The sequence below is a fragment of the Ulvibacter sp. MAR_2010_11 genome, assembly GCF_002813135.1.
GTDB lineage: Bacteria > Bacteroidota > Bacteroidia > Flavobacteriales > Flavobacteriaceae > Altibacter.
Map to the genome: position 1 here is coordinate 2,081,446 of NZ_PHTY01000001.1, position 21,308 is coordinate 2,102,753.

The 21,308-nt window shown below is 39.2% G+C and carries 20 protein-coding genes; 5 read left to right on the forward strand and 15 right to left on the reverse strand.

Translation table 11 applies throughout. The features are described from left to right. Positions 1 to 67 precede the first annotated feature (67 nt). Positions 68 to 883 carry a 2,3,4,5-tetrahydropyridine-2,6-dicarboxylate N-succinyltransferase gene (locus ATE92_RS09495; protein WP_100803479.1) on the reverse strand — a complete coding sequence of 272 codons (816 nt, stop codon included), beginning with the start codon at positions 881 to 883 and terminating at the stop codon, positions 68 to 70. 166 nt (positions 884 to 1,049) lie between these two features. Between ATE92_RS09495 and ruvX the strand changes: the two genes are divergently transcribed. The 5 genes from ruvX (at position 1,050) to ATE92_RS09520 (ending at position 4,193) form a co-directional block, all read left to right on the forward strand. After that, a complete protein-coding gene (gene ruvX / locus ATE92_RS09500) occupies positions 1,050 to 1,460 on the forward strand; it encodes a Holliday junction resolvase RuvX (protein ID WP_100803480.1) in 411 nt (136 codons plus the stop codon). A gap of 42 nt (positions 1,461 to 1,502) precedes the next feature. Then, positions 1,503 to 2,093 carry a peptide deformylase gene (def, locus tag ATE92_RS09505; RefSeq protein WP_100803481.1) on the forward strand — a complete coding sequence of 197 codons (591 nt, stop codon included), beginning with the start codon at positions 1,503 to 1,505 and terminating at the stop codon, positions 2,091 to 2,093. A gap of 59 nt (positions 2,094 to 2,152) precedes the next feature. After that, positions 2,153 to 2,698 carry a DUF5606 domain-containing protein gene (locus ATE92_RS09510; protein WP_100804407.1) on the forward strand — a complete coding sequence of 182 codons (546 nt, stop codon included), beginning with the start codon at positions 2,153 to 2,155 and terminating at the stop codon, positions 2,696 to 2,698. A 177-nt stretch (positions 2,699 to 2,875) separates the two neighbouring features. Further along, positions 2,876 to 3,649 carry a nucleoside triphosphate pyrophosphohydrolase gene (gene mazG, locus ATE92_RS09515; protein WP_100803482.1) on the forward strand — a complete coding sequence of 258 codons (774 nt, stop codon included), beginning with the start codon at positions 2,876 to 2,878 and terminating at the stop codon, positions 3,647 to 3,649. 106 nt (positions 3,650 to 3,755) lie between these two features. Beyond that, entirely contained in the window at positions 3,756 to 4,193 is a 438-nt protein-coding gene (locus ATE92_RS09520; RefSeq protein WP_100803483.1) for a hypothetical protein, read from the forward strand. Positions 4,194 to 4,196: 3 nt separating this feature from the next. On the opposite strand, the gene ATE92_RS09525 is transcribed toward ATE92_RS09520, so the two are convergent. From ATE92_RS09525 to ATE92_RS09590, 14 genes are all read right to left on the reverse strand, one after another. Then, positions 4,197 to 4,829 carry a class I SAM-dependent methyltransferase gene (locus ATE92_RS09525; protein ID WP_100803484.1) on the reverse strand — a complete coding sequence of 211 codons (633 nt, stop codon included), beginning with the start codon at positions 4,827 to 4,829 and terminating at the stop codon, positions 4,197 to 4,199. A gap of 8 nt (positions 4,830 to 4,837) precedes the next feature. Continuing rightward, positions 4,838 to 6,982 carry a DUF349 domain-containing protein gene (locus ATE92_RS09530; protein ID WP_100803485.1) on the reverse strand — a complete coding sequence of 715 codons (2,145 nt, stop codon included), beginning with the start codon at positions 6,980 to 6,982 and terminating at the stop codon, positions 4,838 to 4,840. 102 nt (positions 6,983 to 7,084) lie between these two features. Further along, positions 7,085 to 7,816, reverse strand: a complete 732-nt coding sequence (locus ATE92_RS09535) for a shikimate dehydrogenase (RefSeq protein WP_100803486.1) — start codon at positions 7,814 to 7,816, stop codon at positions 7,085 to 7,087. Further along, entirely contained in the window at positions 7,809 to 8,831 is a 1,023-nt protein-coding gene (locus ATE92_RS09540) for a DUF368 domain-containing protein (protein WP_100803487.1), read from the reverse strand. Before ATE92_RS09540 ends, ATE92_RS09535 begins: the two co-directional genes overlap by 8 nt. Beyond that, the gene (locus ATE92_RS09545; RefSeq protein WP_100803488.1) at positions 8,832 to 9,851 is read right to left on the reverse strand and encodes a DUF368 domain-containing protein; all 1,020 of its coding nucleotides are present in this window, start codon (positions 9,849 to 9,851) and stop codon (positions 8,832 to 8,834) included. Between the two features lie 32 nt (positions 9,852 to 9,883). Next, on the reverse strand, positions 9,884 to 11,284 hold the full coding sequence (locus ATE92_RS09550; protein WP_100803489.1) for a tetratricopeptide repeat protein: 1,401 nt from the start codon (positions 11,282 to 11,284) through the stop codon (positions 9,884 to 9,886). A gap of 137 nt (positions 11,285 to 11,421) precedes the next feature. Then, positions 11,422 to 12,612: an aspartate aminotransferase family protein gene (locus ATE92_RS09555; protein WP_100803490.1), complete on the reverse strand. Its 1,191-nt coding sequence runs from the start codon at positions 12,610 to 12,612 to the stop codon at positions 11,422 to 11,424. After that, positions 12,612 to 14,357, reverse strand: a complete 1,746-nt coding sequence (locus ATE92_RS09560) for an OstA-like protein (protein ID WP_232729144.1) — start codon at positions 14,355 to 14,357, stop codon at positions 12,612 to 12,614. Before ATE92_RS09560 ends, ATE92_RS09555 begins: the two co-directional genes overlap by 1 nt. A 79-nt stretch (positions 14,358 to 14,436) precedes the next feature. After that, a complete protein-coding gene (locus ATE92_RS09565) occupies positions 14,437 to 15,708 on the reverse strand; it encodes an adenylosuccinate synthase (RefSeq protein ID WP_100803492.1) in 1,272 nt (423 codons plus the stop codon). Positions 15,709 to 15,711: 3 nt separating this feature from the next. Next, positions 15,712 to 16,182 carry a Fur family transcriptional regulator gene (locus ATE92_RS09570; RefSeq protein WP_100803493.1) on the reverse strand — a complete coding sequence of 157 codons (471 nt, stop codon included), beginning with the start codon at positions 16,180 to 16,182 and terminating at the stop codon, positions 15,712 to 15,714. Positions 16,183 to 16,205: 23 nt separating this feature from the next. Beyond that, positions 16,206 to 18,413, reverse strand: a complete 2,208-nt coding sequence (locus ATE92_RS09575) for a bifunctional (p)ppGpp synthetase/guanosine-3',5'-bis(diphosphate) 3'-pyrophosphohydrolase (RefSeq protein ID WP_100803494.1) — start codon at positions 18,411 to 18,413, stop codon at positions 16,206 to 16,208. Positions 18,414 to 18,711: 298 nt separating this feature from the next. Continuing rightward, on the reverse strand, positions 18,712 to 19,947 hold the full coding sequence (locus tag ATE92_RS09580; RefSeq protein WP_100803495.1) for a M48 family metallopeptidase: 1,236 nt from the start codon (positions 19,945 to 19,947) through the stop codon (positions 18,712 to 18,714). A 35-nt stretch (positions 19,948 to 19,982) separates the two neighbouring features. Beyond that, positions 19,983 to 20,333, reverse strand: coding sequence for a four helix bundle protein (locus ATE92_RS09585; protein WP_198515642.1), 351 nt, complete (start codon positions 20,331 to 20,333; stop codon positions 19,983 to 19,985). A gap of 65 nt (positions 20,334 to 20,398) precedes the next feature. Next, a complete protein-coding gene (locus ATE92_RS09590; protein ID WP_100803497.1) occupies positions 20,399 to 21,205 on the reverse strand; it encodes an RNA methyltransferase in 807 nt (268 codons plus the stop codon). Positions 21,206 to 21,308: the final 103 nt, after the last annotated feature.

The following is a 21,308-nucleotide window of genomic DNA, read 5'->3' on the forward strand; positions in this document are numbered from 1 at the left end:
AAATTTTAGAACCAAAAACTAAGAGCCAGGAGCTTACGGCCTATAGCCTATAGCATAAAGTCTCCAGCTACACCGCTACATCATATTCCCGCAAAGCGTCGTTTAGAGATGTTTTTTTGTTGGTACTTTCCTTACGCTGACCAATAATAAGAGCACAGGAAACCTGATACTCACCGGCAGGGAATTGTTTGGTATAGCTTCCTGGAATCACTACCGATCGCGCCGGAACAATCCCTTTCATTTCTTTGGGTGTACTGCCTGTAACATCAATGATCTTGGTAGAGGCGGTCAGTACCACATTTGCGCCTAAAACAGCTTCAGTTTCAACCCGCACACCTTCCACTACAATAGAGCGCGAACCAATAAAGGCATTGTCTTCAATAATTACAGGAGCAGCTTGTAAAGGCTCTAAAACGCCTCCAATTCCCACTCCGCCGCTCAAATGTACGTTCTTGCCAATTTGCGCACAGCTTCCCACAGTAGCCCAGGTGTCCACCATAGTCCCTTCATCAACATAGGCTCCAATGTTTACATAACTTGGCATTAAAATTACCCCTTTCGAAATGTAGGCCCCGTGTCTTGCCACGGCATGAGGTACCACACGGATACCCTTGGCGGCATAGTCCCGTTTCAGAGGAATTTTATCGTGGTATTCAAATATTCCCACTTCCATGGTTTCCATTTTCTGAATGGGAAAATACAACACTACTGCTTTTTTAACCCATTCATTTACCTGCCAGCCGTTTGCTGTTGGTTGTGCACAGCGTAATTCGCCTTCGTCACACAAACGCACCACTTCTCTGATGGCGGCAATTATTTCGGGGTTTTGTAATAGGGAACGATCCTCCCATGCTTTTTCTATAAGTTGTTGTAGTTGAGTCATTTATTTTCGGACTAATGGAATTAAGAACAAGGAAGATAACAATTTTTAAAAGTCTTGAATCTTCTTTCTGAACTGGTTTTTGAACTAATCACAAAGATAGGTGTCAAAATGAAAACTGAATAGTATTTAGCATACTATTATCTAAACACTTATTTTTGCAAACTGAATGGGACGCATACTTGCCATAGATTACGGAACGAAACGCACAGGCATTGCTGTAACAGACGAGTTGCAACTAATTGCTTCGGGATTGACAACGGTGGAGACCAAGGATTTGATGCCCTTTTTGAACAAATATTTGACCTCAGAAAATGTCGATATGGTTTTAATAGGGGAGCCGAAACAAAGAGACGGAACTCCAAGTGAGGTGGAGGCGGACATTCAGAAATTTTTGGTTCAGTTTTCAGCAGTATTTCCAAATCAGCTCACAGAGCGTGTAGATGAACGCTTTACTAGCAAAATGGCGTTTCAGACCATGATAGACAGCGGCTTGAAAAAGAAACAACGTCAAAATAAGGCGTTGCTGGACGAAATTAGTGCAACTATTTTACTGCAAGCTTATTTGAATCGAAAATGACATATTGATGAAACCTTTAACCCTTAACCCTTAAAGTTTACAATGATTTTACCCATTTTGGCCTACGGAGATCCCGTGTTACGAAAAAAAGGCGAAGAGATAACTTCAGAATATCCCAAGTTGGATGTGCTTATTGAGAATATGTTCGATACCATGTATGGCGCCCGTGGAATAGGCCTTGCAGCACCTCAAATTGGAGCGCCTATCCGACTTTTTATTGTGGATGCAACTCCTTTTGATGATGATGAAACATTGTCGGAAGCAGAACGGGAGTTTGTATCCGATTTCAAACGCGTGTTTATCAATGCCAAAATTATAGAGGAAAGCGGTGACGAATGGATTTTTAATGAAGGTTGTTTAAGCATTCCCGATGTAAACGAAGATGTATTCCGTCAGCCTAAAATTACTATGGAATACTACGATGAAAAGTTTAAAAAACACACCGAAACCTTCGACGGCATTGTTGCTAGAATTATTCAACATGAGTATGATCACATTGAAGGAATTTTATTTACCGACAAACTATCTGCTTTAAAAAAGCGTTTAATAAAAGGAAAATTAGCCAACATTTCAAAAGGAAATATTGACGTGAGTTATCGTATGCGTTTTCCAATGGCTAAAAAGAAACGTTAAACCTTTGGAAATATAGATTTATCCAAAGATATTTGCATTCTTCAAAAGGAAACAAACTTATGAGTTTAGAAAAAATATTATCTATTGCCGGAAAGCCGGGATTGTACCAATTAAAGACACAAACCCGTGGTGGTTTTTTAGCAGAATCCTTAGTGGATGGTAAGAAAATTAGTGTGAGTACGCGTCACAACGTGAGTTTGCTTTCTGAAATTGCTATCTATACCCTTACCGAAGAAGTTCCTTTGCGTGAGGTATTCAGTAAAATTGCTGAAAAAGAAGAAGGAGGCGAGGCTATAAGTCATAAATCTGCGGCAGATCAACTGGAAGAATATTTTTTGAAAATTCTGCCCGATTACGACGAAGATCGTGTGTATCCAAGTGATATTAAGAAAGTAGTGCAGTGGTACAACTTGTTGCATAAAAGCGGAATTACAGATTTTTCTGAAGCCGAAGAAACCGAAGAGTCTAAAGAGGAGACTGCAAAAATAAAAGAGTTAAAAAAGAATCCTACTTCAAAAGCAGCGCTGCCAAAAGGAGATATGTCTAAGGCATCCTCTTCCAAAAAAGGTGGGTCTTCCAAGAACACTTCAGCAAGAAAGACGTAAAATAATTTTACATAAATAAACAACCCACATTTCCCTAAAGATTTGTGGGTTTTTTGTTTGTGAAAACCTTATCAATTGGAATGAAATAGGATCAATATTGATCTTATACATGTCGACATCAAATGATTTGCATTGAGCGAAGTCGAAATGTTAACCCTTTTATACTAGATTTGTGAAATGAATTCCAGAGAAGACCAATTAAAAGCTTTCGACCGACTCCTAACCATAATGGACGAGTTACGGGAACGTTGTCCGTGGGATAAAAAGCAGACCATGGAAACACTTAGGCATCTCACCATTGAGGAAACCTACGAACTGGGGGATGCTATTCTTGAAAATGATTTGCAGGAAGTGAAGAAAGAACTGGGTGATCTCTTGTTGCATATTGTTTTTTACGCCAAAATAGGAAGTGAAACTAAGGATTTCGATATGGCAGACGTTGCAAACGATATTTGCGAAAAACTAATTTCCCGTCATCCGCATATTTACGGTGATGTTATCGTCGCAGATGAAGAGGAGGTAAAACAGAACTGGGAAAATTTAAAGCTGAAGGAAGGTAAAAAGAGTGTGCTTGAAGGTGTGCCTGCTTCCCTGCCTGCGCTCGTAAAAGCGAATAGAATTCAGGATAAGGTAGCAGGAGTAGGATTCGATTGGGAAGAACCACAGCAGGTTTTTGAAAAGCTGAAAGAAGAACTTCAAGAATTACAACACGAAGTAAACGAAGGTAATAAAGCTACAATTGAAGCCGAATTTGGAGATGTCTTATTTTCAATGATTAATTATGCACGCTTTTTAAAAGTAGATCCCGAAAATGCGTTGGAACGTACCAATAAAAAATTTATCAAACGATTTCAATATCTGGAAGGCAAGGCGAAAGAGATGGGAAAATCTATGAAAGACATGACGCTGGCCGAGATGGATGTGTATTGGGAGGAAGCGAAGAGCTTATAGATTAGTGATTAGTGATTAGTGATTGGTGATTAGTGATTAGTGATTAGTGATTGGTGATTGGTGATTTAGGGATTAAGAGTTAGTGAATAGGGATTAAATATAAGATATGTTCAAAAAGATAGATAAAATATTGGCAGCGCTCGGAAGCATTAAAGCAATGGAACGATTGCATGTCGATACATTTACCGAAGACAAAATAATAAATGTTGAAGGAGATAAAATCGCTGAATCAGAGGAAGGACAGTTATATGTGGGGCTTCAGGAGCTTAACGGGTATTTGTTTTTAGAGACAATCTTAGTGAGTGGCACTAATTTCAAAACCTTTGACGGAGCAACTTTGTCTTTCTTGGGTGAGGAGCAAGATTTTATTTTGAAATCGGATACTCAGGAAATAATTTCGGATCATTCGAATGTTTCCGGCCGATTTATGACTCACATAAGTTTTGATATTACAGAAGAAGAAATTGAGCTTATTAGAGCTTCTAAATTTAAAGCCGTTTTATTTGAATGTAAGAAAAAGAAGTTGAGCCTTCAGAAGGTCTAAACGCTATTTCGAAAAAACAACCAATCTACCTTCAATTTCAACTTTCTTAAAGCCGAAATGCTCCTGTATCCATTTTAAATTTTCTTCCGAATAAAATAGAACATGTGTGGGATCGTCTTTATAATACCATGTTGCGAACGACTTTTCCTTCGGAAGTAATTCGGTCATACAAAAAAGCTTTCCCTCCGGTTCCAGCATTTTATGCAGCAATTCAAATTCTTTTTCCGGATTGTGAAAATGCTCGATTACTTCACAGCATACAATAAAATCATACGTTTTGTGTAATACCGAAGTATTTGGATGAAAAAAGGGGTCGTAAAGAGAAATAGTATATCCTTTTTCTGAAAGTAATTTGGCAATTACAGGTCCCGTTCCCGCGCCAAAATCTAAACCTGTACTCTTTTCGGGGAAGTGTTTTACAACCTCTTCTACTATTGGATTTACAAAATACTGATAGTCATGATCGTTTACATCGTTTTCGTGCAATAAATAGCGTTCTTTTTCAGCTTCCCTGTCTAAAAATCCGGCAGGGTCCTTATACACCGAACCACAGGAGTTACATAAATAATATGCAACTTCCTGCCGATACAGTAGTAGTTTTGTTTGAAGACTATGGCACAGTATACAGGGTACCATAGGTTTTTTTATTGAAGGGATTTAATTTTTGAAAGCTTTGCCTTCCAAACTTCCAATTGCTCCTTGTGATTTGCAATATTTTTATGCACTTCCTTTACCAAAGGATTATCACTCTTCGCATCCTGAAAGAAGCCCAAATTGTTTTCCAACTGTCGGATCTCGTCTTTGGTTTCGCCAATCTTTTTGGAGATAAAAAAATGCTCATTCTGAAGTTTTCTTTCGTCTTCCTGAGAAACCATCGAATTGAGTTTGTTTTCAAATTTAATAAGCTCGGTTTCTTTTTTATCCAAATTAAGCTTTCCAAACAAACCATCAAGAACTTTGTTGAACTTGCGTTCTATATTGCGCTTGTTATAAGGTACGCGCCCTAATTCTTTCCAAGCCGCAATTTGTCCCTTAATCGTTTTTAAATCGGCTTTGTGCTCTCCGCTAAGCTCTAAAGACTCAACAGTTTCCAACAATTTCGATTTAGCTTCATAATTTTCGAGCTCTTCTTTATTGGCTTCATTTTTTTGAGCGTGCAACTGATTGAAATAATGGTTGCAGGCACCTTTAAATTGCTTCCAGATTTTGTCGCTATCCTTCCGTGGTACGTGTCCTATTTGCTTCCAATCGTTCTGAATTTTCTTCATTAAAGGCGTAACTACGTCAAAATCGTCACTGTCTTTATTCTCTTCAGCTATTTTAATGAGTTCCAGTTTTTTCTCTAAATTCTGGTATTGATCCTTTTTCTGATTTTTATAAAATGAATTTTTTTCGTGGTTGAAGGTTCTTGTAGCGTCCTTAAAAAGCCCCCATATTTCCTTGTTTTTGGCACGCGGTACTTTTCCCAACCCAAAGTAGGTATCTCTTAATTCCTGTATTTTTTTAATGGCGTTTTGCCATGCCTGATGACTCGCCTTTGTTTCGGCTGTCACCTGATTTATTTGTGCGATCAGCTCTTTTTTCTTTTCATAATTGGTTTCAAACTGTTGCTCCATATCTTTCAGGAGCTCGTGACGTTTGTCGTGAATTACTTTTGTGGAGGCACTAAACTTATCCCATACTTCTTCGCGGTATTCTTTTGCAACAGGACCAATTTCTTCCTTCCACATTTTATGAAGCATTTGCAACTCCCGGAAGGCTTTATTCACATCCTCTTCCTGTGCCAACTCTTCAGCTCTACCAATGAGTTTCAATTTTTGCTCCAAATTGTGTTTGAAATCCAGATCCCTGAACTCCCGGTTAAGATGCAGGAAGTCGTAAAAGTTCTCAACATGATGGTGATAGGTATTCCAGACAATATTGTATTTATCCCGTGGAATAGGTCCGGCTAAATGCCATCGTTCCTGAATATCCTTAAAGTGTTTGTAAGTGGTATTTATGTTTTCTTCGGCGTTGAGTAAACCTTTTAATTCTTCTATTAATTCCTGTCTTCTGTTAAGGTTGGCCTGAAGATCTTTCTTTAAATTTTTATAATAATTATTACGCTTTTCCTTGTAATCGAAGTAGATCGAATTGAATTCTTTTTTTAAGGGTGTGGTGTAATGAAAGTCGATTATATTGCCGCCTTCTGCTAAGAATTCTTCTTTTTTCTGTTCCAGCTCCTCCGTAAATTTTGCATTGAATTCGGTTTTAATCTCTTCCACCTCATTCTTAATCTCGTGCGCAGGTTTGTTTTTCAGTAATTTTTCAAATTCTGAAATTAATTCCTTTTTAGTAAGTGCGTGGTAGTCCTTATCTTCATCGTCCTTCTCATCATCTTCATCGTCATCGGAGGATGAAACTTCCTCTTCCTCTTCGTGTTCTTCTTCGGTCTCTGCTTCTTTTCCGACTTTAGGAGTGGTAGCTTCTGCTTCCACTGTAGTATTTTCCACTTCTTCTGAAACTTCGGTGGGGGTGGTGTCTTCTTTTTCTTCTGAAGCAATAGCATCACTTTCAGTTGCTTCAACAGTCGCATCTAATTCCGACCCCTCAGTTTCCTCAGCCTCACTAGTTTTTACTACTTCCGCATCACCACTTTCAGTAGCTTCATTGGTTTCTTCTTTTTCGGAAACATCGCTCTCTGCAGCTGCAGTAGTTTCTTCATTTTTGGAAGCCACTTTTGCAGTTTCATCTACCTGCGATTCGTTGTTGGGGATTTCTTTTTCTTTAGGCTCTTTTTTGTCGGACATCTCTTTCAATGTTTAGGTTCGTTATTCTTGGTCGGTCAAGATACTAACTACTCGTCAAATGGCAAAGTTTGGGGTGTTTTTTTGGGAATATTTAAAGAAAAATTATGATTTCCAGATTTTCCATGCTTTTTTCGCTTGAAACTCCAGCATCTTGATGCCATTGCTTACCCTGGCTCCCTTTGCAAAGCCTTTTTTTAAAAACTCGGTTTCTCTGGGGTTATAAATTAAATCGAAAAGGAGGTGTTTGTCTGTAAGATAGTGATATGGAATGTTCGGACATTCGTGTACGTTGGGGAAGGTGCCTAAGGGCGTGCAGTTAATAATTAGGAAGTGAGATGAAATAACCTCCCTTGTGAGGTCTTTGTAGGTGATGGTTTTATCGGTCTTATCTCTTGTAACAACTTTATAGTCAAAATCCATGGTATCCAACACGTAGGCAATTGCTTTGGCGGCACCGCCGTTTCCTAATATTAAGGCTGTTTTCTTATGAATAGGAAACAAATTGGCAAGGGCTTTCGCAAAACCGTAATGGTCTGTGTTGTATCCAACAAGTCTGCCGTCCCTATGCAATTTAATAGTGTTCACCGCTCCTATTTTTAGTGCCTCCTTGTCAACTCTATCCATATAGGGAAGTACAGACTCTTTGTAAGGGATGGTTACATTTAAGCCTTTTAAATCTGCATTTTGCTCAAAAATTTTTGGCAATTCTTCGATGCTTTGAATGTCAAAATTATGGTATGTATCTTGTCTTTTTTCTTTTTCAAATTTTACTGAAAAAAAAGTTTTGGAAAAAGAGTAGCCTATATTTCTTCCTACAAGTCCGTATTTAGCCATGCTGTGGTGTTTGTGTTTTGTGATACCAGTCTAAACTTAACACAATGAGAATGCCTAAAATTATAAAAAAAATAGCCAAATAAGTTTCGGTTGAGAATTCTGAAGGTAAATAGCGGTCATAGCCGGTAATTATTTCTCTCCCATTGGCATCAATTTTAACATTGCCAAGGCTGTCGGTCTCTAATCTTTTCAGCTTCCAGGGCCACACCACGCCCAATGAACCGGCAATAAAGCCAATAATTACTGCATAGGTTGCTTTTTTGAACCGTTTTAGCACATAGCCCAACAAATGTGATAGGGAAACCAGACCGGCAAGTGAACCTAACGAAAATACGGCAAGCACCTTAAGCAGTTCGACCCGCTCTGTATTGTCGATAAAGCTAAAATCGAATTGAAATATATCGGCCATGGTATCGAATAATGCATTCACCGAATCCACCAGTAGCAGTACATAATTCCCAAACAGAATTAATATAAAAGACCCTGATAGTCCGGGAAGTGTCATTCCGGAAACTCCAATGATTCCGCAGAAAAAAACGAAAAGCAGGTTGCTATTCTCCTTGGCGGGTTCCAAAAAACTAATACCAACACCTGCAATAATTCCGCAAAGCAAATACAAAACGTATTTTCGGTTCCACTCGCCAAAATCCTTGGCGATGAAATAAATAGACCCCATTATCATTCCAAAAAATGCGCTCCAAACATAGAGTTCATAATGATCAATTAGGTAATCCAGGACTTTAGAGACACTAAAATAACTTATCACCATCCCAAGAATGAGAAGCCCCAGAAATCGTCCGTTGATATATTGGATAAAACTTTTAAATCGGCCGTTTATAAGAAGAGCAAATGCCTTGCGGTTTATTTTCTGAAGTGAATAAATAAATTCTTCGTAAAATCCCGCAACAAATGCAACGACACCTCCGGAAACTCCGGGTACTTTATTTGCCGCTCCCATGGCAAGTCCTTTTAGGACCAACCACACTTTATCTGCAAAGGAACGTTCTTGGTACATTTAGCTGGGCGTTTTGGTTACGGCAATACGTTCTAACATAAAAATAGTTAAAAAGCCTATAACGGCAAAGAGTAGGGCATAGGCTATTTGGGGATCGATAGCGTTATTAATTTCTGAATAATGAAACGGACTCACACTTTTTTCGTAAGCTGTTTTATACGTTTCAAAATCCTGATTGTTTTTTTGCATGATAGAAAGTGTGCCGATATCCGAAACCGTACCAAAATCCAATATTTGGCTCTCTTCTTTTGAAAAAACAGTAAGCGTCTCTTTCCATGGCCATACCTTATTTAAAGAACCCACTATAAAACCGGTAAGCAATGCCAAGGTGGTGTTTTTATAATTATTAAAAAGCCATTTTAATACTCTGCTAAAGCTTAGCAAACCTATTACTGCTCCTGCCACAAAAATTAGCAAACGCTTAATGTCTAAATCGACTATGGCATCGCTTAGTGTTTTATAGGCTCCCAATATCACAAGAATAAACGATCCCGATATTCCGGGAAGAATCATGGCGCAAATTGCAATGGCGCCGGCAAAGAAAAGATAGAGTGCATTTTCATTGGACCCTAAAGACGGAAGCGTAGTAATAAAATATGCTCCCAGCGTTCCCAATACAAGCGCAATGAAAACTTTAAGATTCCAATAGGCTATTTGCTTTCCCACATAATAAATACTCGCTATAATTAATCCGAAAAAGAAAGCCCAGATTAGGATGGGATGGTTTTCTATAAGATATTTTGCCAATCGCATAAACGAAACAAAACTTATAAGAATCCCCGTTAGCAAGGCAACTAAAAAGTTGCCATTGACTTGTTTCCAAAAGGCATTGAACCCTTGCTTGCGCAAAGTGGTGAACAGACTTAAATTTACATTACTAATAGTGGTGACCAGCTCTTCGTAAATTCCCGAAATAAAAGCAATAGTTCCTCCGGATACTCCGGGAACCGCATCTGCGGCACCCATTGCCAAGCCTTTTAATGTAATAATAAGATATTGGGAGAAATTACGTGATGGCATACTTTGAAAATCTATGCCCAAAAATACGTAATTTAAAGTGAAGGATTTTGGTGAATTTTTATTATTTCTTTCACCCTTTTTTGTTCGTAAACCGAAGGAAATAACTCTTCGATAATGATTATAAATTCCGGGTCGTGTGTAAGTCCGTTTTTCAAATGAAACTCTCCTTTATTGTCTTCATTCAGAAAATAAAACAGCCCTGACAGCCTAAATTCTACTTCGGCATTTTCGGGATAGAATTCCATTGCCTGTAACAAGTTTTTTACAGCCGCTTCGTATTCGCCCAAACGAATTAATATATCTGTTCGGGAAAGCCAGGTATCCAATTCGTAGTTGCCCAACTCAATAGATCTTCTAAATCCGTGTTCGGCTTCTTCAAAGAGACTCAAACGATTGCTTATTTTGGCATAGCGCTTCCAATACAACACATTTTCACTGTCAATATTAATTGCCTTGTCTATGTAATAAAAGGCTTTTTGGTAGTTCTTCTTCTTAAAATAGAAATCGGTAATCGCAATCCAACCTTTATCCAATAAGGCATCTTCTTCTACACATTTGGTATAGAATTGAAGCGCCATTTCACTGTCTTTCAACTTTTCGTAGCATTTGCCAATACGCAGCAAGGCAAAGGAAGTTGGATCGTCCAAACCAAGCGTAATGGTATAGCTTTCAATAGCTTCGTTGTATTGCTTCAGGCGTTCCAGCACCTTTCCTTTTTCCAAGTAGGCGCCTATAAAACTATCATCACTTATTATGGCAAAATCGAAGGCAGCCAGTGCTTTTTTGTACTCCTTAAGCATATAATACTGCTTTCCAACCTGATGCCATGCAACTTCGCAATACGGATTTTTATTCAGGAAATCGTTTAAATAATCGATTGCCGCCTCGTGTTGTTCCAGATAATCGAAACAGTAAATAATATTATATAAAGCAGAGTAATCTTCTTCGTCCTGCTCCAGGCACTTCATAAAATAGAACTTGGCATTCTCGAAATCCTCCATAAACAAATACTCCATCCCCATAAGAGATAGTACATCGGCTTCGTCATTGGTGATTTCCAGAGCCTGTTCTAATAAAAGTATGGCCTCCTTGTGTTTGTCACGGCGGGAAAAGATATTTGCTTTCTGAATGTAGATTTCTTCGTTAGACTGCTCTAAAACATACAATTCGTCCAATATGGCTTCGGCAGTGTCCAGCTGATTCTCAAAAATGTACATCTCTACCCGAAACAATTTTAAATTCGTTGAGGTAGGATGTTGTTCAAGTCCCAGTTTGGTTGCCTTTTTGGCAAGGGCAATCTTTCCATTTTCCAAATAATAGTGAATAATCTCTTCGAACTCTTCGGAGTCGAAGAAGAGTATACTATTTGTCTTTAGCATGGATTCAAATCGGGTAAGTGAGAAGTTGTTATGCTCGTTAGGGCTCAATTGCATACGCAGCGGTTTAACTGTTTCTTCTATTTTAAAGATAGTAATGTAAGAAAGAATTCAATAGTTATGCCGTTATTGTTGTTAACAGGCTTATTAACAGATTTTTTAGAGTTTATTTTACTGAAATTCAGTTGTGTAAATCATTTTCCCTTTTTTTGAATACTGTCAAGTACCTCCGTCAATATGGCACATCCTTCCTCAATTTCTGCAATGCTAATGGTAAGCGGGGGTGTTATACGAATGGCTTTGGGTTCAAACAACAACCAGAAGAGGATCAAACCGCGTTCCTTACAGGTGAGAATTACTTCGGATGCGATTTCGGCAGATTCCAGCAGTATGGCAAGCATCAAGCCTTTTCCTCTTACTTCTGAAATTAGTGGGTGTTGCAATAGTTTTCTGAAGACTTTTTCTTTCTGAAGTGTTTCAGTTATTAGGTTTGTTTCTAAAAGCTCTTTCAGTGTAGCCAATGCGGCCGAAGCAATCACGGGATTGCCACCAAAGGTGGTGATATGACCTAATTTCGGATTGTCTTTCAGCAAATCCATATGCGCTTTTGAAGCGGTAAAGGCCCCAATTGGGAGTCCGCCACCCATTCCTTTGCCCATCACCAAAATATCGGGAACCACTTCGTAGTGTTCAAAACCAAATAATTTACCGGTACGACCAAACCCCGGCTGAATTTCATCCAGAATAAGTAAGGCTCCTACGGACTCACACTTTGCTTTTACCTTCTTAAGATAATCGTTCGTGGGAAGTATAAAACCGGCGCCACCCTGTATGGTCTCCAAAATAATGGCAGCGGTTTTTGAGGTAATTTTCTCAAGATCCGCTTCGTTGTTAAATGTTACAGGATGACAATGAGGCAGCAAGGGTTCAAATGGTTTTCTACGCTCTTCGTTTCCCATTACGCTCATGGAGCCCATGGTATTTCCATGGTACGCATCAATGGCGTATAAAATTTCTGATCTTCCGGTCACTCTTCGGGCTAGTTTTAAAGCGCCTTCAATGGCTTCTGTACCGCTATTCACCAAATAGGTAGTTTCTAAGGGAGACGGCAGTTTTTCAGCCAATAATTTTGACAATGCAACGGCAGGTTCCTGAATGTATTCTCCATAAACCATAACGTGCAGATAGGCTTCCAACTGCTTTTTAACAGCCTCCACAACCCTGGGATGACAATGCCCCAACGTACAGGCCGATACTCCGGCTACAAAATCGAGATGCTTTTTGCCTTCGGAATCGTAAATATAGCTGCCCTTTGCATGCGAGATTTCCATGGCTAAAGGATGGGGTGTGGTTTGTGCCTGATATGTAAAAAAGTCGTTTTTCACTATTGATCTTTTTTTACGGAAGGCTTTTTAGTTCCGGTGCTGTCTTTTTTCGGAATTCCCTCTTCCAGTTCAGATTCTTCGGTCATGGGTTTGGGGTCGTCGGGGTTATTCTGAAAATCCTTGGGTTTTAATTTGGACGCTTCGGGAATCTCCAGCTTGTCTTCGGGAATGTCCTCAAAAAATTCACCTTCATCTTTCGGTAACGGAATTCCCTTAATTTTTGGTAATACCGGAGGTTCCTTTCCTTTAAATAAATCGTTTACTTTCAGCAATCGCTCTTCTCCACGCCAGATAAAACCGGGTAGTAATCGTGCATTTTCCGGAAATTTGGACAACGGATAAATTTTCCCTTTCGCCTGCTTAATAAATTTGATACCCGAAATCTGCTGGGCTTCCAAATACAACTGAATGGAGCTTGAAGTGGTATTATTAATCCCAATCAATTCGTTTTTGTCGTTCCTTGGATAGTAAATTACCTGTGCGTTTTTTATGATATTTACTGTGTCCAACTCGTTGTTTGTGAACAATCCAATAAGGCGTTCTCCCGAAACCTGATTGTATCCTGCACTGTCTCTTTGCACAAGAAACGCATTATTGAATACTTTTAAAGTGTCCAGTTTTTCGGTTTTGGTGTTGGATAAAATATGAATAGTATCGCCGGTCATCTGATTTTCACCACTCCATAAAACAGGGTTGCGCAATAATTTGGTAATTCCCTTTTTCTGATTTAAATAAATGGAATCACATTTCCCACTGGTAGGATCTTCGCCCGGAAGACCTTGTTTAAACATTCGGGCTCTGTAATACCCTTTGATAATCCTATTTTCAGGCTTTCCGGTAACCTGAAGCGTATCTGCATGTACGTAAATCGAATCATTGTCCCGAAGCGTCACCGCTACCGCTCGTTTTGTGATAAAAACCGAATCTTTGGCACGAAATACTTCGGCGTAATGCCCTCGAATAATACTCTTGTTTAAGGTGTCCAGGACTTTTATATTATTGGTGGCCGATGCAAAACTCTTGTTTCGGTCAAAATAAATACTATCGCCATAGAGTATCCGATTGTTGTAATCTACACGCGAATTTTTTACAAAATACCCCGTGTCGTTTCGGGTATCATAATATCCGCGTTCACAATAGACAGTACTGGTTTCGCTTACAATAGTAGATTTACCGTATAAATAAGCGCCTCCTGTTTCCGAATAGAAATCGAGTTGCTCACTGTTTACTGTATATTTTGGGTTGACGATTTTTACGCCCGACAAAAATTGATATTTTTTTGTTTCGGCATAGTAGCGGCCAATTCTACTGGTTAGGGTACTCGCGGTATCCCTTACGGTTCCGCCCGTTCGATAAAAAGCTTGTTGCTTGATGCGGTCAAAGTAGAGGGTGTCGGTTCGTAGCGTAGTTTTGGGTTCGGTTAGAACAACGTCACCACTGGCAAAGGCAAATTGGGTGTTTCCGTTGTATTCGGCATATTTGCTATTCATGGAAACCGTGTCGCCTTGGGCGATACGAACAGTCCCGTAGGCTTTTACGAAATTGTCCTTTAAGTAAACAAAGGCCTGATCGCACCACATTTCAACGCCTTCATGCACTATGTAAACCTGTCCTGTTTCGTCTTTGGTGTAGATAACTGCATCGGGGAATTCAGGTTTTTTTTCAAGATAACCGGACTGCACCGAAACCTTGGTAGTACCATTACCGTCCTGGGCAAAAAGTGTTATTCCGAAGAAGAGAAACACTATAAAAAATATGTTCTTTGATAATTTCAATATAGCATTCCATTTAGTGTTACAACGTCAACTACCAAAGAAAGGTATATTACCTATGTATGGTTTGAGTTCTATCCGGTCCCACCGATACTATTTTAATGGGTATTTCCAGCTCTTTTTCCAGATAATCGATGTAGTCGTTCAGTGCTTTCGGCATTTGCGACGCTTCGGTCATTTTGGTTAAATCTTCCTTCCAGCCCTTCATCTCGGTGTAGATGGGAGTGACATTTTCGGCTTCGATATTAAACGGGAAATGTGTGATTTTTTCCCCCTTATAGTTGTATGCTGTACAAATTTTTAAAGTATCGAATCCACTTAACACATCGCCCTTCATCATGATAAGTTGTGTTACACCATTCACCTGAACAGCATATTTTAACGCAACCAGATCCAACCAACCACAACGTCGTGGACGACCTGTAGTGGCGCCAAACTCGTTTCCTACACGTCCCATGGTTTCCCCGTATTGATCGAACAATTCGGTAGGGAAGGGGCCGCTACCCACACGGGTAGTGTATGCTTTAAAAATTCCGAAGACCTCGTTAATTTTTCCGGGAGCAACTCCTAATCCGGTACATGCACCGGCAGCTGTAGTGTTTGAGGAAGTTACAAAGGGATAGGTTCCAAAATCGATATCCAACAAAGAACCCTGAGCGCCTTCAGCGAGAATTGTTTTCTCAGCTTTCTGTGCCTGATGTAAATATTCTTCGCTGTCTATAAATTGCAAGGTTTTCAAAACTTCAACCGCTGCGAAGAAATCCGCCTCCAGTTCGGCTAAATTATACTGTAAATCTACATTGTAAAAATCGATCATTGCTTCGTGCTTGTTTGCCAAAGCACGGTATTTTTCCTCCCAGTTCTTTAACTCCAAATCTCCTACACGTATTCCGTTTCTACCGGTTTTATCCATATAGGTTGGTCCGATACCCTTGAGGGTGGAACCAATCTTCGCCTTCCCCTTAGAAGCTTCAGATGCCGCATCCAGCAACCGGTGGGTTGGCAAAATAAGATGTGCCTTACGTGAGATTAATAATTTGTTTTTGAAATCTATGTTGAATTTGGCAAGGTTATCCAGTTCTTTCTTAAAAATTACCGGGTCGATCACCACACCGTTTCCAACCAGATTGACAGCTTTGTCATGAAAAATTCCACTTGGGATGGTGTGCAAAACGTGTTTTATACCGTCGAACTCGAGGGTGTGTCCTGCGTTTGGCCCACCCTGAAAGCGAGCGATAATATCATAGTTTTTTGTAAGAACGTCGACGATTTTTCCTTTTCCTTCGTCACCCCATTGTAGTCCAAGTAGTAAGTCTACTGCCATAATTTAGTCTGAATTGCCCCGAACAGTATCGGGAGTTTTTTTGTTTCCGTAGAAATACAACGAATGCTTCGTAATTTCTATATCGAAAACTTCTTCGATGGTTTTTTTAATAGATTGTATGCGGGGGTCGCAAAATTCAATTACTTCCCCATCAGACAGAATCACATGGTCATGCTGCCTGTCGAAATACGATTTTTCGTAATGTGCCTGATTTTGCCCGAATTGGTGTTTTCTTACCAAACCGCATTCCAATAAAAGTTCGATAGTATTGTACAACGTAGCCCGGCTCACACGATAGTTCTTGTTCTTCATATTGATATACAAAGACTCAATGTCGAAATGATCGTCGTGGTCATAAATCTCCTGCAGAATCGCATAGCGTTCCGGCGTCTTACGGTGCCCTTTATCTTCCAAAAAGCCCGTAAAGACGTTTTTTACAACTGCCTGATTATGTTGATTTGTTTTTGAACTCATACCAAAGGCGCAAAGTTACTCAATTATGAGCGTGTAACTTTATCAATTCCGTTTATTTTTTTAATGTTTTCCACCAGGTTATCAAGAATCGACTTGTTTTTTACTATCACCACTATTTTTCCTGTAAACACCCCGTCATTACTATCAAAATGAACACTTTTCATATTAATATGCAGGTTGTTCGAAACTATTTTAGTCACAGCGTTTACGAGTCCGATGGTGTCGATTCCTGTTATGGACAATTCGGCTTTAAAGTCGCTTTGCGTAGAATCAATCCATTTTGCCGGCATGATGCGGTAACTGTAATTGCTTCGTAGCTGTAAGGCATTGGGACAGTTTTTCTTATGAACTTTTATCCCTTCGTTTACAGTAACAAAACCAAAAACATCATCCCCCGGAATTGGATTGCAGCAGTTAGACATTTTATAGTCCAGTTTTTCTTCTTCTTTTCCAAAGACAAGCTGATCGTATTTTTGAGTAATTTCCTCTTTAAAAACCTCTTCAGGATTTCCCGGTTTACGCATTCTGTTTTTAAAGAAACTCACAAAGGCATTGCTTCGGGAGGCGGCAAAATCTTTCAGTTTTGCATTGTCAATAATTCCTGCACCCACCCTGTAAAAAAGATCCAGACTGGTCTTCACTTTAAAAAACACCACCAGCTGGTTGACTGTTTTTTCATCCAGTGTTATTTTTAGTGATTTCAGTTTACGGGTTAAAATTACCTTGCCCTCATCGGCAATTTGTTTCTGCTCGTCTTTCAGTGAAGATTTAATTTTTGAACGTGCGCGTCCGGTGCTGGCGTAATCCAGCCAGTTGGCAGTAGGTTGGGCTTTTTCGGAAGTAATAATTTCTACCTGATCCCCGCTTTTTAATTCGTGACTTAAAGGAACCAGTTTACTGTTTACCTTTGCTCCACGGGTATGTAATCCAACTTCGGTATGAATATGGAAGGCAAAATCCAGAGCGGTTGAGCCTTTGGGAAGTGAATACAAATCGCCTTTGGGAGAAAACACAAAAATTTCTTTGGCATAGAGATTTAATTTGAATTCTTCTACAAAATCCACGGCACTGATTTCAGCGTTCTCCAGAGTGTCTTGTAATTTGTTTAACCAATCCTCTAATCCGCCATCATCTTTCTCGTCGTTCTTGTATTTGTAGTGTGCAGCGTACCCTTTTTCGGCTATTTCGTTCATTCGCTCGCTGCGAATTTGCACTTCTACCCAACGCCCCTTAGGGCCCATTACCGTAATGTGAAGTGCTTCATATCCTGTGGATTTCGGGGATGAAATCCAGTCCCGTAAACGTATTGGGTTAGGGCGGAAGTGATCTGTAACGATGGAATAAATTTTCCAGGCAATAAATTTTTCACCTTCGGGAGTGTCGCTCTTATAAATGATACGCACCGCAAATTTATCGTAGACTTCGTCGAAACTAACATTTTGAGCCATCATCTTTCGACGAATCGAAAAGATGGATTTGGGCCGTCCCTTTATGGTGTATTCCAGTTTTTCGGCATCCAAAGAATCTTTAATGATTTTAGAAAAGACCTCTATGTATTCATCCTGTTCTTCTTTGCTTTCCTTTATTTTGCTTAAAATATCATCGTATACTTCGGGTTCGGTGTATTTTAACCCCAGATCTTCCAGCTCGGTCTTGATATTGTACAACCCGATGCGGTGTGCCATCGGCGCATAAATATAGAGTGTCTCGGAGGCTATCTTAGCTTGCTTTTCGGCAGGCATGGAATCCATTGTCTGCATATTGTGCAATCGATCGGCAATTTTTATAATGATCACCCTTATGTCCTCATTGAGGGTGAGTAACATTTTTCTGAAATTCTCAGCCTGTAGCGACGCATCTTTGTCGTACGGCATGTTGGAGATTTTTGTAAGTCCGTCGACGATTCGTGCGACGGTTTCACCAAACATCTGTTCGATAGCGGCCAGCGTGTATGCAGTGTCTTCCACCACGTCATGAAGCAGGGCAGCGGCAATAGAAGTTGCGTCCAGACCTATTTCTGAAGCGACAATTTTCGCTACTGCAATAGGATGGAATATATAGGCCTCGCCACTTTTACGACGCTGTTCTTTATGTGCGTCCACGGCAACATCGAAAGCACTTCTAATAAGCTTTTTGTCATCGGCCGAAAGCGTGCGATAACTTACCTTTAAAAGCTCTTTGTACTGCCGTGCGAGTTCTTTTTTTTCTGCTGCTAAAACCTCTTCTGTCATCGTCTAAAAGTACAACTTCGAAAAGGAATTTGCAATGAATAATTTAAGATGAATGATTATTGGATGATTGGATTATTAGATCATTAGTATTTTGGTAATAGGTGCTTAGGGTTGTTTCATCAACATATAATCGGTAAATATTTGGAGTAATATGCCTATGCCTAGAATGGATATATAAGCAAAACAGAAGATTTTTCATGCGGGTTTTCAATATAATTTAGGCCAGCAGCACTATGCCGGTACATTGATCGTTAAAATCCAGGCACCGAATCTTCCCAAACTCTAAAATACTAATAATCTAACTATTTTTTAAATTGCGAAAGCGCTGCAATAGTGTGGGATGCGAATAATGTACAAATACATAGGCAGGATGCGGTGTAAGATTACTCAGACTGTTTTTTGAAAGCTTTTTTAGACCTGAAATAAGAGGTTCCCAACGATAGGTATTTTTGGCATAATTATCGGCCTGATATTCAAACTTGCGGGAAAGATAATTCATAAGGAGACCGGTTAATTCTGAAATAGGTGTAAATAATATTCCGAAGGCAATTAGACCAATATGAAATGACGGCGTCGCAACATTTAGCGCTTCCGAAAGCAACGGATTGCCCACCAGCAATGATAATACCCAAAAAGTAAAGCCAGTGGTAATGATTGAAGCAAACAGATTGATTATAATATGGTGTTTTTTATAATGCCCTACCTCGTGGGCTAACACTGCAACGATTTCATCTTCCTCCAAATCGTTGATGAGTGTATCGTATAAGGTGACTCTTTTTTCACTTCCGAAGCCCGAAAAGTAGGCGTTTGCTTTGGTACTGCGTTTGGAACCGTCAATGACGAATATTTTATTCAGATTAAATCCAACTTTCGAAGCGTAGGCTTCAATATTGGAACGAAGCGAACCTGCTTCCAAGGGAGTTTGCTTGTTGAAAATGGGAACGATGAGTCGGGCGTAAAATAAATTCATAAATACCGAAAATACCGTTACAATTCCCCAGGCATAGAGCCAAAAATTGCTTCCGGCGGTTTGATAAAACCAAATAATAACAGCCAATAAAACCCCACCGATTAAAGCCATCATCACCCATCCCTTTATTTTGTCCAGAAAAAATGTTTTACGAGTAGTTTTATTAAAACCGTATTTCTCTTCAATCACAAAGGTGTGATAGTAACTAAAAGGTGTTCCTAAGATATCACTGGCAAACATAATTATTCCGAAAAAAAGCAAGGTGATTACAATGGGATTTTCAGAAAAAGAACGCGCCCAGTCATCAACCAACGCAAAGCCGTCAAAAAAGAAGAATGCCAAGGTTGCCATCAATGAAATAGAGGCTGTCAAAGCCCCAAAACGCGCATTCTCTTTTTTATAACGTTGTGATTTTTCATATTCGGAAGCCTCGTAAACATCTTCCAATTCGGGAGGAATGGGATCGTTAAAATGTTTGGCATTAATATAATCCAGAACCTTATCGACTATAAAATTAACCAGTAATATTCCTATAAGGGTGTAAAAAAGTGTGATGGAATTCATGAATAATTAGTAATGAGCAATGATTGATTTTTAAATTATTTTGAGGATTCTATAATTTTATATAAAATTTTAAGGATACTAGTAAGTTCTTTATTAAGTTCAGTAAATTCTTCTTCAGTTATGTAGCTTGTATCTTTCAATAGTTTTAACCAATAATGAGTTTCTCGTGCTTCTTTATAAGAAATAGACATTTTAGCTCTAAAATCTTTTTTTGATATTCCTCCAATGGCTTCCTCAACATTTGCACCAATAGAAGTTCCTGACTTTAAAACTTGCTTCGAAAGTATATACTCTTTTTTGGCTACTAGTTCTCTATTTAATTTTACTATTCTTATAGCAAACGAGTATGTTTTAACAGCAATAATATTTTCTTTTACATCATTCATCATTCATCATTCATCATTCATCATTCATCATACATCATTCATCATTCATCAATAATTATTAATCATTAATTGGAACCTCTTTGTCGTTTCGCTTCAAATATAAGGATTCCCGCCGCTACTGAAACATTCATCGAATCTATTTCCCCCTGCATGGGAATAATAATATTCTGATTGCTGTTTTGTGTCCATTCTTTCGACAAGCCCGTGGATTCGGTTCCAACCACAATCGCAGTTGCTTTTGTAAAATCGCAAGTTGTATACGGCACAGAAGCCTGCAAGGCTGCACAGTAAATAGTAATGTTCCTTTCTTTTAAAAACGCAATAATTTCTAACGTAGTTCCCGCAACAATTTTGGTGGTAAAAACAGTGCCTACACTGCTGCGTATAATATTGGGATTGTACAAATCGGTTTTCGGGTTGGCGATGATCACCGCGTCCAGATTAGCGGCATCGGCGGTTCGAAGCAAAGCTCCAATGTTTCCCGGTTTTTCGGGAGCTTCGGCGATAAGTAGTAAGGGTGTTTTATTTGTTAGTAGTAAGGTTTTTAGTGATAATTCTTTGACTTCGGCAATCGCCAGAATACCTTCGGTAGTGGTGCGATAGGCTAGTTTTTGATAGACTTCAATAGAAATTTCAATAAACTGAGCTTTCGAATTGGAATGTTCCTTGATTACATATACTTCCTCTTCCGAGATGATGTCACTGCAAAACAAAACTGTTTTCAGAAAATAACCGCCTTTTAATGCCAGTTGTATTTCCCGTAAACCTTCAATAACAAAAAGCCCCGTTTTTTTACGCTCCCGGGACTTTTCCGAAAGTTGCAACACCTGCTTTACCAGCGGATTTTGAAGGCTTGAAATTTGTTTGTCCATCTTGCAAAGATATTTTTTAACTGCACCAATTGAAACTCTTACTTTGTTTTTTTATTGCAATAAACAGCTTATATCATAAAGGTTTCACAAAAGATTCCGACTA